Genomic DNA, 14,199 nt, shown 5'->3' on the forward strand with positions numbered 1-14,199 from the left:
GACCCAAGATGAACAAAAACACCCTCTGCCTCTGGTACAACGGCACCGCCCTGGAAGCGGCGAAGTTCTACGCCGATACTTTCCCGGACAGCGTGGTGAAGGCCGTACATCACGCCCCCGGCGACTTTCCGGCGGGCAAGCAAGGCGATGTGTTGACCGTCGATTTCACCTTATTGGGCATTCCCTGCCTGGGCCTGAATGCTGGCCCGGCGTTCCCGCACACCGAGGCGTTTTCGTTTCAGGTGGCCACGGACGACCAGGCCGAAACCGACCGCTATTGGAATGCCATTATCGACAACGGCGGCCAGGCCAGCGCCTGCGGCTGGTGCAAGGACAAGTGGGGCGTGTCCTGGCAGATCACCCCGCGCGTCTTGTCTGCGGCGGTAACGCATGCCGACCCGGCCATCGCCAAGCGTGCGTTCGAGGCAATGATGACCATGACCAAGATTGACGTGGCTGCTATCGAAGCTGCGGTAGCGGGTGATTGAAGGCACCAAAGATCCAATGTGGGAGCGGGCTTGCTCGCGAAAGCGATCTTCCAGACAGGCAGATGTTGACTGACCCACCGCATTCGCGAGCAAGCCCGCTCCCACAGTTGACCGAGTCGCTTGCCTATTACCCCCTGCGGCGGGGTTGACACATCCCGTCACATCCCCTGAAGATGGAGATCTTATTCAGGGTGTGCCAGCGCATGTCAGCAGCGTCTTTCGTTAACCTTTCCGTCATTGGCTTGTTTGCCAAGGCGCAAGGTTGCGTTGCGCACGCCCTCAAATCGAAGAAACAGTCGCTCATGTGACCGGGGCGCGCTGTCCCGTCAGATGAGCTGACAGGACATTGAGCGCGACGGACCACTCCTCCTTCTGCACAATCCCCTCTGGCCTTCTGACGGTGACTTTAGCGGTCAACCATCAGGAGAAAGTGCATGTCATCGTTTCAAGGTATCTGGGTGCCCGTGGTCACGCCGTTTCAGGATGGCGCCATCGACTTTATCGGCCTGCACCGGCTGGTCAGCCACCTGCTGGAAAAACACGTGGCCGGGATCATGGTCTGCACCACCACCGGAGAAGCCGCGGCGTTGAGCCGTCAGGAGCAGCTCGCCGTGCTCGATGCTGTGCTGCAATGGGTGCCCGCGCAGCGGGTGGTGATGGGGCTGGCGGGCAGCAACCAGATTGAACTGCTGCACTTTCAAAGCGAAATTCTCCAGCGCCCGGTCGCCGGTCTGCTGGTGCCCGCGCCCAGTTATATCCGCCCTTCCCAGGCTGGCCTTGAGGCGTTTTTTCGCACGGTGGCGGATGCGTCAAGCGTGCCGATTGTCCTCTACGACATTCCCTACCGCACCGGCGTAACCTTCGAGCAGGCTACGTTGTTGAACATCGTCAAACACCCGCGAATCGCTGCGATCAAAGATTGCGGCGGCGACCTGGCCAACACCTTGGCGCTGCTGGCCAGTGGTGACGTGGATGTATTGTGCGGCGAAGACATCCAGATCTTCAACGCGCTGTGCCTGGGCGCCAGTGGCGCGATTGCAGCCTCGGCGCATGTGCGCACCGAGGCCTTTGTAGCGCTGTGCCAGCAAGTGCGCGATCACCAATTGGCCGAGGCCAGGGCGACGTTTTTCACGCTGTTGCCGCTGATCAACACTCTGTTTATGGAGCCCAACCCGGCGCCGGTCAAGGCGGCGTTGGCCTTGCAGGGCTTGATCGGCAGCGAGCTGCGCGCGCCGATGCAAGCGGCCAGTGCGCGTGTACAGCAGGCGTTGGGCGAGCTGCTGTAAACGCCCTGTCGGGTTCATGCGCCAAAAAAAGACATCCAACGGACCGCCCGGTTGCGACCGGCGCGATCCCGGCCTATGTTCCAAGGCACGCGTTTACTTTGCTGCTCCACCTCTGTCTGCTCGCAACCAAGGTGAATTCATGCCCAGCCTTCCTCGTCCCGCCGTGCTTGAGCTGATCGGCAACACGCCGCTGGTCAAGGTCAGCCGTTTCGATACTGGCCCTTGCACGCTGTTTCTCAAGCTTGAATCACAGAACCCCGGAGGTTCGATCAAGGACCGCATCGGCCTGGCGATGATCGACGCCGCCGAACGCGACGGCCGCCTGCAACCGGGCGGCACCATCATCGAAGCCACCGCCGGCAACACCGGCCTGGGCCTGGCACTGGTCGGCCGGGCCAAAGGCTACCGTGTGGTGCTGGTGGTGCCCGACAAGATGTCGACTGAAAAGGTCCTGCACCTCAAGGCCATGGGCGCCGAGGTGCATATCACGCGCTCCGACGTGGGCAAGGGCCATCCCGAGTATTACCAGGATGTGGCCGCGCGCCTGGCCAACGACATTCCCGGTTCATTCTTCGCCGACCAGTTCAACAACCCCGCCAACCCGCTGGCCCACGAAACCAGCACCGCCCCGGAAATCTGGGCGCAAACCCAGCATGATCTGGACGCGATTGTGGTCGGCGTCGGTTCGGCCGGCACCCTCACCGGGCTTACGCGCTTCTTCAAACGCGTGCAGCCCGAACTGGAAATGGTGCTGGCCGACCCGGTGGGCTCGGTGATGGCCGAATACAGCCGCAGCGGCAGAATGGAAACGCCCGGCGCCTGGGCCGTGGAAGGCATCGGCGAAGACTTTATCCCCTCGATTGCCGACCTCTCCAGCGTGCGCCATGCCTACTCCATCAGCGATGAAGAAAGCTTCGACCACGCCCGCCAGCTGCTCAAGGCCGAAGGCATCCTCGGCGGCTCATCCACCGGCACCCTGCTTGCCGCCGCACTGCGTTACTGCCGCGAACAAACCGAGCCCAAGCGCGTGGTCACCTTCGTCTGCGACACCGGTACGCGCTACTTGTCCAAGGTCTACAACGACCAATGGATGAACGACGCGGGCCTGTTGCAATACAAACACTACGGCGACCTGCGTGACCTGATCGCGCGGCGCTTCGAAGACGGCCGGGTGATCAGCGTGAGCCCCGACGACAGCTTGCTCACCGCCTTCCAGCGCATGCGCCTGGCGGATGTCTCGCAACTGCCGGTGCTGGTCGATGGCCGTGAATTGGTCGGCGTCATCGACGAATCCGACATCCTGCTGGGCCTGCATCAGGACGCCACACACTTTTCCATGGTGGTGGCAGACGCCATGAGCAACACCTTGCACACCCTGGCCCCCAGCGCCAGCCTGGCTGAGCTGCAAGCGGAACTCGATCGCGGCCTGGTCGCGATTATTGCCGACACATCCGGCTTCCATGGCCTGATCACCCGCGTCGACCTGCTTAACCACCTACGGAGATCCCTTGCATGAGCTTGCCCGATAAAAGCGCGTTTGCCACCCGCGTGATCCACGCCGGGCAATCCCCCGACCCGACCACGGGCGCGTTGATGCCGCCGATCTACGCCAACTCCACCTATTTGCAAGACAGCCCCGGCGTGCACAAGGGTTTTGATTACGGACGCTCCCACAACCCCACGCGGTTTGCCCTGGAACGCTGCGTCGCCGACCTCGAAGGCGGCAGCGCGGCGTTTGCATTTGCTTCCGGGCTGGCGGCGATTTCCACCGTGCTGGAACTGCTGGACGCCGGTGCGCATATTGTCTCCGGCAACGACCTGTATGGCGGCACGTTCCGCCTGTTCGACAAGGTGCGCCAACGCAGCGCCGGGCACCGTTTCAGCTTTGTCGACCTCAGCGACCTGTCGGCCTTTGAAGCCTCGCTGCAGAGCGACACGCGCATGGTCTGGGTCGAGACCCCGAGCAACCCGCTGCTGAGCCTCACCGACCTCAGCGCCATTGCGCGCCTCTGCCGCGATCGCGGCATCATCTGCGTGGCCGACAACACCTTCGCCAGCCCCTGGATCCAGCGCCCACTGGAGCTGGGCTTCGACATCGTGGTTCACTCCACCACCAAATACCTCAACGGCCACTCCGACGTGATCGGCGGCATCGCCATCGTCGGCCACAACCCGGACCTCGCCGAGCGCCTGGGCTTTTTGCAAAACTCGGTCGGCGCGATTGCCGGCCCGTTCGATGCGTTCCTGACCCTGCGCGGGGTAAAAACCCTGGCACTGCGTATGGAGCGCCATTGCAGCAACGCCCTGGACCTGGCCACCTGGCTGGAACGGCAGCCGCAAGTGTCGCGGGTGTACTACCCAGGCCTGGCCTCGCACCCGCAGCACGCACTGGCGCGCCAACAGATGCGCGGGTTTGGCGGGATGATTTCGGTGGACTTGAACAGTGACCTGGCGGGTGCTACACGTTTTCTCGAAAACGTGAAGATTTTCGCCCTGGCCGAAAGCCTCGGCGGCGTGGAAAGCCTGATCGAACACCCGGCGATCATGACCCATGCGAGCATTCCAGCGGCGACGCGGGCGCAGTTGGGGATCGGCGATGGGTTGGTACGGTTGTCGGTGGGGGTTGAGGATGTGGAAGATTTGAGAGCTGACCTGGCCCAGGCGCTGGCCCTGATCTAACCCCACACGATCGTTCCCACGCTCTGCGTGGGAATGCATCCTGTGACGCTCCGCGTCACCAAGGCAACAGCGGGACGCGGAGCGTCCCATGCGGCATTCCCACGCGGAGCGTGGGAACGATCAGCCAGCGATCAGTCAAACTCGGTCAACTGTGGGAGCTGGCTTGCCTGCGATAGCATCACCGCGGTGTAACTGATACACCAAGGTTTCTGCATCGCACATGATCGTTCCCACGCCCTGCGTGGGAACGCATCCCGTGACGCTCCGCGTCACCAAGGCAACAGCGGGACGCGGAGCGTCCCATGCGGCATTCCCACGCGGAGCGTGGGAACGATCAGTCACGATCAGTCAGGCTGAAGTGACCTTGGCCCGCGCCGAATGCAGTTTTTTATAGCTCTCGATCAAGCGCAAATGCCGATCCAAGCCTTCCAGCTTCATGCTGGTCGGGGTCAAGCCATAAAACCGCACACTGCCGTCCACCGAACCCATCACCGCATCCATCCGCTCGTTACCGAACATGCGGCGGAAGTTGGCCTCGTAATCGGCGAGGTCCAGGTCGTCGTCCAACTGCATCTCCAACACCGCATTCATGGCCTGGTAGAACAGGCCGCGTTCAGCGGTGTTGTCGTTGTATTGCAGGAACATCTCCACGCACTCCTTGGCCTCCTCATATTGCTGCAAGGCCAGGAAGATCAGCAGTTTCAACTCCAGGATGGTCAACTGGCCCCAGGCCGTGTTGTCGTCGAACTCAATGCCGATCAAGGTGGTGATGTCGGTGTAATCGTCCAGCTCGCTTTCGATCAGACGCTCGACCAACGCCTGCAGCGCCTCCTCGTCAAGGCTGTGCAGGTTGAGGATATCGGCGCGGAAAAACAGCGCCTTGTTGGTGTTGTCCCAGATCAGGTCGTCCACCGGGTAGATTTCCGAGTAGTCCGGCACCAGGATCCGGCAAGCTGTAGCGCCAAGGTGTTCGTACACCGCCATGTAGGACTCTTTACCCATGCCTTCGAGAATACCGAACAGAGTGGCGGCCTCTTCGGCGTTGGAGTTTTCACCTTCGCCCGAGAAGTCCCACTCGACAAACTCATAGTCCGACTGCGCACTGAAGAAGCGCCACGACACCACGCCGCTCGAGTCGATAAAGTGCTCGACAAAGTTGTTTGGCTCGGTCACTGCCTGGCCTTCAAAAGTCGGCTGCGGCAGGTCATTCAAACCCTCAAAACTGCGGCCCTGGAGCAGTTCGGTGAGGCTGCGCTCCAGCGCCACTTCCATGCTCGGGTGCGCGCCGAACGAGGCGAATACGCCGCCGGTGCGCGGGTTCATCAGGGTGACGCACATCACCGGGAACTCGCCGCCCAGGGACGCGTCCTTGACCAGTACCGGGAAACCCTGGGCCTCAAGGCCTTCGATCCCCGCGACAATGCCGGGGTATTTGGCCAGCACCTCTGCGGGCACATCCGGCAAGGCGAACTCGCCTTCGATGATCTCGCGTTTCACCGCGCGCTCGAAAATCTCCGACAGGCACTGCACCTGGGCTTCAGCCAAGGTGTTGCCCGCGCTCATGCCGTTGCTGAGGTAAAGGTTTTCGATCAGGTTGGACGGGAAATACACCACCTCGCCGTCGGACTGGCGCACGAACGGCAGTGAAACGATCCCGCGTTGTTCATTGCCCGAGTTGGTGTCGAACAAGTGCGAGCCACGCAGCTCGCCCTCACGGTTGTAGACCTTCAGGCAATAGGCATCGAGGATTTCACTCGGCAGCTCATCCTTGGGCCCAGGCTGGAACCAGCGCTCGTCCGGGTAATGCACGAACGGCGCGTTGGCCAGCTCCTCACCCCAGAACTGGTCGTTGTAGAAGAAGTTGCAGTTCAGTCGCTCGATAAACTCGCCCAACGCCGACGCCAGTGCGCCTTCCTTGGTCGCGCCCTTGCCGTTGGTGAAACACATCGGCGAGTGTGCATCGCGGATATGCAGCGACCACACGTTGGGCACGATATTGCGCCACGAGGCGATTTCAATCTTCATGCCCAGGCCGGCGAGAATGCCGGACATGTTGGCGATGGTCTGCTCCAGCGGCAGGTCCTTGCCGGCGATGTAGGTGCCTGCCTCGGAGGTGGAATGGGGCATCAACAACGCCTGGGCATCTGCGTCGAGGTTTTCCACTTCTTCGATGACAAATTCCGGCCCGGCCTGCACCACTTTCTTTACCGTGCAGCGGTCGATGGAACGCAGGATGCCCTGGCGGTCCTTGTCGGAAATGTCCGCCGGCAACTCGACCTGGATCTTGAAGATCTGGTTGTAGCGGTTTTCCGGGTCAACGATGTTGTTCTGCGACAGGCGAATATTCTCGGTTGGAATATTGCGTGTTGCGCAGTACAGCTTCACAAAGTACGCCGCGCACAACGCCGACGAAGCCAGGAAGTAATCGAACGGACCCGGGGCCGAACCGTCGCCTTTGTAGCGAATCGGCTGGTCGGCAATCACCGTGAAGTCATCGAACTTGGCTTCAAGCCGAAGGTTATCGAGAAAGTTGACCTTAATTTCCATGCGGGCACACCAGAATAACGAGCTAAACAAATTGGCCGCCATTATGAAGATTTTCGCCGGGAAGTCTCAGGGTTTTGCGAATCGGCTGCCGATCGGTGCCCGTTCAGCCGAGGCGGATCGACAGTTCGATGTCATCGGCAAACGGCACCGACAGGTAACCATTCCCAGGTTCGCGCACGTGCGCCAGGTATTCAGGGCAGTAGTTGGTGTTGTCAGCCACCACCAGCGCGCCCGGCCGCAGGTGCTTCTCTACCAGGTTCAACACATCGCCATACAGCGACTTGGCGCCATCGAGCAGCAGCAGGTCGACCGATGGCGGCAGGTTTGTCGCCAGTGAAACCAGGGCGTCGCCTTCACGCACTTCGATCAGGTCGCTGACGCCGCCTTCAATGAAATGCTCACGGGCCAGGGCGATCTTTGACGGTTCGAATTCGCTGCCGATCAACACGCCGCCGCCGTTGTCGCGCAGTGCGGCAGCCAGGAACAAGGTGGACAACCCAAACGAGGTGCCGAACTCGACAATGGCTTTTGCATGGCTGCTGCGGGCCAGCATATAGAGCAGGTTGCCGGTGTCACGCGATACAGGCAGCCACAAATCCTTGAGCATCGTGTAAAGCTCAAGGTACTCGGTTTTGCTGTGCATCAGGCGGTTGCGCTCTTGCGGCGACACAGTGTCGATGAGCGGACTGGTCGCCGCATTGGCTTGGGCGTAGAGGCGTTCGATCAAGGCGGCAAGAGGCGCGGTAGTCAGAGTGCTCAGGGTGGTCATGATTGATTTCCGTTGGATGGGGACTAAGATGCGACTAATTCGTCGCATTAAAAGTATGCGAGGGATTCATCGCCTTCGCTATTCGCGTTCGCCCAGCGCTCGGAGCCCACAATGACCACCCGCCAGACGCCCCGTATTGCCTCGCGCAAACAGCCACAACAGGCACGTTCCACCGAGCTGGTGGCGGCGATTCTCGAAGCCGCTATTCAGGTTTTGGCCAAGGAAGGCGCCACGCGTTTCACCACCGCGCGGGTCGCGGAAAAAGCCGGCGTGAGTGTCGGCTCGGTGTATCAATATTTCCCCAACAAGGCCTCGATCCTGTTTCGATTGCAGAGCGATGAGTGGCAGCAGACCACCCAACTGCTGCGCGACATCCTCGAAAAAACCGCCGTAGCGCCGCTGACCCGCCTGCGCACCCTGGTGCATGCATTTATCCACTCCGAATGCGAAGAGGCGCTGATGCGCGGTGCGCTGCACGACGCGGCGCCGCTGTACCGCGATGCGCCGGAAGCCGTGCAAGTGCGCGCAGCCGGCCGGCAGGCCTTCGAGACCTTCATGCTCGAGTTGCTGCCCGAGGTGCCCGACGCAACCCGCGCACTGGCGTGCGACCTGATCCGCAGCACGCTGGGTTGCGTGGGCAAGGACTTTTCCTCCAGCCCGCGCACCGCTGCCGAGATCGAGGTGTATGCCGATGGCATGGCGGCCATGTTCAGCGCTTATGTGAATGCACTCAATCGGCCCTGATTGTTTAACAAAGCCGTAGCGCAAGGTTCACACGGCGATTGAAGGCACCAGCGCTCGATGGGAGTATCGGCGACTGTGGGAGCTGGCTTGCCGGCGATGGCGGTGGGTCAGTCACCGATGTATGCACGGATAGACCGCTCTCGCAGGCAAGCCAGCTCCCACTTTGGATCGATGCGCATCGTGCAAATGAGCTTCGAACAACAGCCCTGTTTAAGCACGCCCAATCGCTGCTATGTTTCGCCTCTGACCCAGCCAAAGGATGTGCCATGGAACCGTTAGCCACAAACGCCGCATTGGTGATCATCGACATGCAGCAAGGCATGCACGACCCCAAGCTGGGGCGCCGCAATAACCCCGACGCCGAGGTGCAGATACGGCACCTGCTGGGTGCCTGGCGGCAGTCCAAGCGCCCCGTGGTGCATGTAAGGCATATGTCCCGCAGCCAGGGCTCGGTGTTTTGGCCAGGCCAACCGGGCTGTGAGTTCCAGCCGGCACTGGCGCCGCTCAAGCATGAGCATGTGGTGGAAAAAAACGTCCCGGATGCGTTCGCCGCCACCGGCCTGGAGCGCTGGCTGCATGGGCGTGGAATCCGGCAAGTGGTGATCGTTGGGGTGATCACCAACAACTCTGTCGAGTCTACGGCGCGCTCCGGCGGCAACCTGGGTTTTGAGGTCGCCGTGGCGGCGGATGCCTGCTACACCTTTGATCAAACCGATTTGTCGGGCCGCCTCTGGCCTGCCGAGGATGTGCATGCACTGTCGCTGAGCAACCTGGCGATGGATTACGCCAGGGTTATCGACACTGCCGATATCCTGAACATGCTTTAAAAAACGCCTGCCTGCACGAGCATGTCGACAAGCCCTTCCGGCCATACCGTGTCTGCCGTCGATCGCAGCTCCTCAATCGACCACCAATGATGATCCGTCATGACCTGGGCTTCCTGCGCCGTCCATTCGTCTCGCGAAAGACGCTCGTTTTTCGCCGGAACAACAAAGTACTGTTCAATGGCCAACACGGTTTCGCCACTGGGCAGCATCAGCTCAAATCGGCGGTCTGCTACCGGCGCTTGCACGTCACTGACCACAATGCCGGTCTCTTCGCGCAGCTCACGGATCGCCGCCGTGTGGAAGCTCTCCCCGGCTTCGACGCCGCCGCCGGGTGTCGCCCAGTAATTCCTGCCGGCCAGCGCACCTTTGTTGTGGACGAACCGAAACAGCAGCACTTTTCGCGCAGGGCTGATCACCAGCAGCCGCGCGGCTTGACGTTCACGCATGGGCAGCAGCCCTTTCGCCCAGACGCTCCACCAGCCTGACCAGATAACCATCCGGGTCCTGTACCAGAAACTCACGCTGCCCGACCTCGACTTCGCCCGCCCGGTACCACACGTCTTTGCTGGCCTTGAACACCGGGCGTGCCGCCCTCTCCAGCCGTTGAATGACTGGAAGCACCGCCACGACATCAATCTGCAGGTTCATGCCGCGCCCAAACGGGCGTTCCAACGCCGCCGTGAGCCATTGATTGGCGCGTGGGTCGACTTGCTCAAGCATCACCTGGGCGCCGTCCAGGTCAAGATACGCGAAGCCGTCTTCCAGGCGTTGATAAGCCACCGTGAACCCCAGACAACCGACCCAGAACTCAAGGCTGCGGTTCAGGTCGGTCACCATCAATTCCGGGACCAGATTATTTCTTTGCATCATCCAGCTTCCATGGCGGATTTGAGTAACTGCGCGATCGTGTTGCGCAACTCACCGTGTTGATCTTCAGCCTAAGGTGGCGCGGTTTTCCACTCGTAGAACCACACCGGCATCTTGCGTTTGTCCTCCGGCTCCGAGGCGTAACGCGGGAAAATATGGCAATGCAGCTCCGGTTCCGAGTTGCCCAGAATCTCGTAGTTCATGCACATCGCCCATCACCGCCCAGCCTGAGGCCATGCGGCAAATAACCTTATCGTTGGCGCCGTTGCGGGCGAGCGCTACACGTTCCGTGATCAGTGGCATGCCTCGTCCCTAATGAGCAATATCGAAGGCATCTTAACGGTGAAAACACCACGGGGCTCAACAGTTTCAACCTGGCGAGCCGCCATACTTGGAGAGGTTAACTTTTCAGGACAAAAACATTTTTTGTTGTACACAAAATAAAGCTAAAGCTTTATAACCCTCAGGCCGAAACAGTCAGTGATATCAAATCGCCTCTTCGCCCGATGGTCGTCTCGATGAAAATAAAAAACAAGCTCGTGCTCGCGTTCGTCTCTGTCGCCTTTATTCCGGTCAGCCTGGTTGCGGTTATCTCCGTCATGAACACGCGGACTCAAGCGGTTGATCAGTTTATTGATGGCAGCACCCGCGAAATACGTCAGATCGATGGCAATATCCGGCAATTCTTCGACGGCACCTTGCAGAACGTCGATCAAATGTCCGCTGATCCTGTATACACTTCCGTGAACACTCTAAAGGATTATCAACCTGCAAACGCCGCGAGCCAACCAATGCCCGCCCAGGCGCAGCAGGTAATCGACCAGTTTGCCCGTTTCGGCGCCACCCACCCTTCCGCTGCCATTCTGTCCATCGGCCTTGAAGACGGCACCTACGCCAAATGGCCCGATGACCCCCAGCTGGCCAAGTACGACCCGCGCACCCGCCCCTGGTACAAGGCCGCCATGGCCAGCCCCAACAAGACCGTGCGCACGCCGGCTTACTACTATGACAAGGATGATGTGGCGCTGGTGGGCACCGCACGTGCGCTGCTCGACAGCAGCGGCAAGGCCAAGGGCGTGTTCGTGGTCAGCGTGTCGCTGAAGAACCTCACCGAATTGCTCAAGAGCATCAAGCTGGGAGAAAGCGGCTACGTGATGTTGATCGAGGACGGCGTGGTGCTGGTCGACCCGCGCAACGCCGCACACAACTTCAAGCCGCTCAAGGACCTCGGCGCGCCGTATGCGCACCTGGCCGAGACGCCCCAGGGCTCAACCGAGGTGGTCATCGACGGCGTGCGCTACATGGCCAACGTGTGGACCTCGCCGGGCCTGGGCTGGCGGTATGTGGGGCTGATCGAATACAACGAAGTCATGGCGGCGGCGACGCGCATGACCTACCTGACCACGGCAATCGTGGCCGTGCTGGTGCTGATCTTCGGACTGATCGCCGCGGCGTTTTCCAAGGTGATCGTCAAACCGATCGGCCAGGTCAGCACCGGCTTGCAGTCCATCGCCCAGGGTGAAGGCGATTTGCGTCATGAGCTGCAAGTACAGGGCAAGGATGAAACCGCCGAGCTGGCGGGCTGGTTCAATAAATTCCTCGCCGCAATCCGTCAGCTGATCCAGCATATTGGCGCGGCCTCCACCAATCTTCAGGACGCGTCACGGGTCAACAGTGAAGTGGCGCACAACATGAACGAAGCCGCCGGGCGCCAGCGTGAGGCAGTGGAATTGGTGTCTACCGCGTTCAACGAAATGGTCGCCACCGCCAACGAGGTGGCGCGCTCGTGCAGCGGCGCGGCGGAGTCGGCCGAGAACGGCCATCGCCGTGTGGCCGAAGGTAAACAGCAGATCGAAGTCACCACCGATAACGTCAACCGCCTGGGCCGCCGCCTGACCGAGTCTTCCCAGGCCATGGTCGAGCTGGAAGCCGGCAGCCGCAGCATCAACCAGATCCTCGGCACCATTCGCGCCATCGCCGAACAGACCAACCTGCTGGCCCTCAACGCCGCCATCGAAGCCGCCCGCGCCGGCGATCAGGGCCGTGGTTTTGCCGTGGTGGCCGACGAAGTGCGCGCACTGGCCAAGCGCACCTCCGACTCCACCGGCGAGATCGAGCAACTGCTCGGCACCCTCGGCAGCAAGACCGAAGAAGTCACCCAGAAGATGAGCAGTTGCCTGGACCTGTCCCGCGCCAGCGTGTCGTCCATCGAAAACGCGCGGGACAGTTTCGAGGGCATCCAGTTGTCGGTGAACGAGATCCGCGACCAGAACCTGCAGATTTCCGCCGCCGCCGAGGAACAACACAGCGTGGCCGAAGAGATCAACCGGCATATCCAACAAATCTATGACGAGGCAAGGTTGGTGGAGAGCCTGGCCAATGCTGCGCAGGATGATTCGGGGCGGTTATCGAGCCTGTCGCAGGAGCTGAATGGCCTGGTGGGGCGCTTTAAATCCTGATGTGCGCAGCGTAGGTAAAGTGAGCCTGAGTGCCACATTACCTGCCTATGCCTGCCGTCTATACCTGCTGTGAAACCATCCACGCGATAAAGGTTTGCAGTCGCACGCTGAAGGGCTCGCCCTCGGCGCTTGGGTTGCGCGCCTCGAACAGGAAATACGCGATCTGGATGCGCATCGCGGGGTGGTGCTGTACGAACAAGGCAACGTGCTCTTCGAGGGTGTACGGCCAGGGCGCGTCGGGCGCGCGCAATATGTTGGTCACTCGAATCAGTTTGCGCGCCGCTTCGCGCTGCAGCCGCAGGCGTTCGGTTGAAGTATTGGCCTGATGGATGAGGTTAAGATAGCCGCTCAGCACGGATTCAAAATCACCATTCAACGCCAGGGCGATTTCGCGCGAAGGCTGGAAGCGTTCAAAGCGCAGCGAAAGATCCTCGCCCCACACACAACGGCAATGATGCTTGAGCCAGAAACCCCATTTATTTGCGTTTTCAGGCGCCAGCACTTCGGCGCGGTGGCCGATATCGAAGTCGATCTTGGTGACCTCCGGGTGGCGTTGCTCCAGGCTCTGGCGCAGCGCTTGCAGGTGGGCCAATACCGATGCATCCGGCGGCTCGAGCAGAATCAGGCTAAGGTCCAGGTCCGATTCGCCGGGGCTTGCTTCGCCCCTGGCGACACTGCCATACACATAAATGCCGTCCAGCCCAGACTGGGAGAGGCTGGCGCAGACATCCGCCAGCAGCGACTCAAACTCAGGCTGGAAGGCGGCATTGTCGAGCGTCAGCACACAGCCCTGGGCATCCACACCGGTCACCGTACTCATGGGTGATGCACCTCGATGACCAGGCCTTCGGCTTCACTCGGTACACAGAAATGGCGGGTGATCAGGTCAAACTCGGCGTCGGTGGCGGCGAAATCATGCTCGCCCTGGGCATTGCGCGCATGCAAACGGCTGCGGCAGGTGGCGTCATCCAGCTCCACATAGTGCAGGCAGTGCGGCGCTTGCGCCGCCTGGGCCAAACTCAGCAGCCACTCGCGATTAGCCAGCGTATTGGCAGGGAAGTCCAACACCACGCTGATGCCCGCTTGCAGCACGTTGATCACCAACGGCCCGAGCACACCCCGAATACGCTGGGCGCAACTCACGTAATCGGCAATCGAGCGGACTTCGCCGGGGTAAAGTGTGGCGAGCCAATGGTCTTCGCTCAACAGGATGGCGGCGTGTTCAGCGGCCAAAGTGTTGGCCAGGGTGGATTTGCCGGAGGCGATCTTGCCGCACAGCAGGTGCAGGGTTGGCATGGACAGGGTTCCTTTTGTCAGGCCCTGAAGCATGCCAGATTTCAGGCCTCTGCATGCCGCAAACCAAAGAGCCGTACGTTTCTATACACGCCTTGGCGGCACTGAAGAACCCGGCAGCCGTCGCACGCTGGTGCGCGGTGGCGTGACGCTGGAAGAGGTGCGCTATGTGTGGACCCGTTAAGCCCCGGTCAAACCCTCAAATAATATTTCGACACGAATTACGCTGAACTATCCGCC

The 14,199-nt window shown here is 60.8% G+C and carries 14 protein-coding genes and 2 pseudogenes; 9 read left to right on the forward strand and 7 right to left on the reverse strand.

Translation table 11 applies throughout. The annotated features are described in order from the left end of the window. The first annotated feature begins 8 nt into the window (after positions 1-8). The 4 genes from BLV67_RS27680 (at position 9) to BLV67_RS27695 (ending at position 4,453) form a co-directional block, all read left to right on the forward strand. Positions 9-488 (forward strand): VOC family protein, encoded by a 480-nt coding sequence (locus BLV67_RS27680; protein ID WP_069787349.1) that lies wholly within the window; start codon positions 9-11, stop codon positions 486-488. A 434-nt stretch (positions 489-922) separates the two neighbouring features. Beyond that, positions 923-1,774, forward strand: coding sequence for a 4-hydroxy-tetrahydrodipicolinate synthase (dapA, locus tag BLV67_RS27685; protein WP_069787348.1), 852 nt, complete (start codon positions 923-925; stop codon positions 1,772-1,774). Positions 1,775-1,913: 139 nt separating this feature from the next. Continuing rightward, positions 1,914-3,290 (forward strand): pyridoxal-phosphate dependent enzyme, encoded by a 1,377-nt coding sequence (locus BLV67_RS27690; RefSeq protein WP_069787347.1) that lies wholly within the window; start codon positions 1,914-1,916, stop codon positions 3,288-3,290. Then, positions 3,287-4,453 (forward strand): cystathionine gamma-synthase, encoded by a 1,167-nt coding sequence (locus BLV67_RS27695; RefSeq protein WP_069787346.1) that lies wholly within the window; start codon positions 3,287-3,289, stop codon positions 4,451-4,453. The genes BLV67_RS27690 and BLV67_RS27695 overlap by 4 nt, the downstream gene beginning before the upstream one ends. A gap of 348 nt (positions 4,454-4,801) precedes the next feature. On the opposite strand, the gene BLV67_RS27700 is transcribed toward BLV67_RS27695, so the two are convergent. Continuing rightward, positions 4,802-7,000: an OsmC domain/YcaO domain-containing protein gene (locus BLV67_RS27700; RefSeq protein WP_069787345.1), complete on the reverse strand. Its 2,199-nt coding sequence runs from the start codon at positions 6,998-7,000 to the stop codon at positions 4,802-4,804. Positions 7,001-7,103: 103 nt separating this feature from the next. Next, positions 7,104-7,760 (reverse strand): O-methyltransferase, encoded by a 657-nt coding sequence (locus BLV67_RS27705; protein ID WP_069787521.1) that lies wholly within the window; start codon positions 7,758-7,760, stop codon positions 7,104-7,106. Positions 7,761-7,880: 120 nt separating this feature from the next. Here BLV67_RS27705 and BLV67_RS27710 point away from each other — a divergent pair, with 120 nt between their 5' ends. After that, positions 7,881-8,513, forward strand: coding sequence for a TetR/AcrR family transcriptional regulator (locus tag BLV67_RS27710; RefSeq protein ID WP_069787344.1), 633 nt, complete (start codon positions 7,881-7,883; stop codon positions 8,511-8,513). Between the two features lie 266 nt (positions 8,514-8,779). Next, complete coding sequence (locus BLV67_RS27715) at positions 8,780-9,340, forward strand: cysteine hydrolase family protein (protein WP_069787343.1); 561 nt, start codon at positions 8,780-8,782, stop codon at positions 9,338-9,340. On the opposite strand, the gene BLV67_RS27720 is transcribed toward BLV67_RS27715, so the two are convergent. From BLV67_RS27720 to BLV67_RS27730, 3 genes and pseudogenes are all read right to left on the reverse strand, one after another. Continuing rightward, positions 9,337-9,786 carry an NUDIX hydrolase gene (locus BLV67_RS27720; protein ID WP_069787342.1) on the reverse strand — a complete coding sequence of 150 codons (450 nt, stop codon included), beginning with the start codon at positions 9,784-9,786 and terminating at the stop codon, positions 9,337-9,339. The genes BLV67_RS27715 and BLV67_RS27720 overlap by 4 nt on opposite strands. Then, positions 9,779-10,210, reverse strand: coding sequence for a bleomycin resistance protein (locus BLV67_RS27725; protein WP_069787341.1), 432 nt, complete (start codon positions 10,208-10,210; stop codon positions 9,779-9,781). The genes BLV67_RS27720 and BLV67_RS27725 overlap by 8 nt, the downstream gene beginning before the upstream one ends. Continuing rightward, positions 10,207-10,510 (reverse strand): annotated as a pseudogene (locus tag BLV67_RS27730) (hypothetical protein). Before BLV67_RS27730 ends, BLV67_RS27725 begins: the two are co-directional and overlap by 4 nt. Before the next feature lie 296 nt (positions 10,511-10,806). Here BLV67_RS27730 and BLV67_RS33770 point away from each other — a divergent pair. Both BLV67_RS33770 and BLV67_RS33775 read left to right on the forward strand, forming a co-directional pair. Beyond that, positions 10,807-11,811, forward strand: a pseudogene (locus tag BLV67_RS33770) (cache domain-containing protein); the annotation flags it as partial. A gap of 87 nt (positions 11,812-11,898) precedes the next feature. Further along, positions 11,899-12,666, forward strand: a complete 768-nt coding sequence (locus tag BLV67_RS33775; protein ID WP_371919082.1) for a methyl-accepting chemotaxis protein — start codon at positions 11,899-11,901, stop codon at positions 12,664-12,666. Positions 12,667-12,724: 58 nt separating this feature from the next. On the opposite strand, the gene BLV67_RS27740 is transcribed toward BLV67_RS33775, so the two are convergent. Together BLV67_RS27740 and BLV67_RS27745 are read right to left on the reverse strand one after the other, a co-directional pair. Then, on the reverse strand, positions 12,725-13,486 hold the full coding sequence (locus BLV67_RS27740; RefSeq protein ID WP_069787339.1) for a nucleotidyltransferase domain-containing protein: 762 nt from the start codon (positions 13,484-13,486) through the stop codon (positions 12,725-12,727). Continuing rightward, positions 13,483-13,962, reverse strand: a complete 480-nt coding sequence (locus BLV67_RS27745; RefSeq protein ID WP_069787338.1) for a P-loop nucleotide/nucleoside kinase family protein — start codon at positions 13,960-13,962, stop codon at positions 13,483-13,485. The genes BLV67_RS27740 and BLV67_RS27745 overlap by 4 nt, the downstream gene beginning before the upstream one ends. 31 nt (positions 13,963-13,993) lie before the next feature. Here BLV67_RS27745 and BLV67_RS27750 point away from each other — a divergent pair, with 31 nt between their 5' ends. Next, positions 13,994-14,143 (forward strand): hypothetical protein, encoded by a 150-nt coding sequence (locus BLV67_RS27750; RefSeq protein WP_341865597.1) that lies wholly within the window; start codon positions 13,994-13,996, stop codon positions 14,141-14,143. The last annotated feature ends 56 nt before the right edge of the window (positions 14,144-14,199 follow it).

It is taken from the genome of Pseudomonas salomonii, from assembly GCF_900107155.1.
Lineage (GTDB): Bacteria > Pseudomonadota > Gammaproteobacteria > Pseudomonadales > Pseudomonadaceae > Aquipseudomonas > Aquipseudomonas salomonii.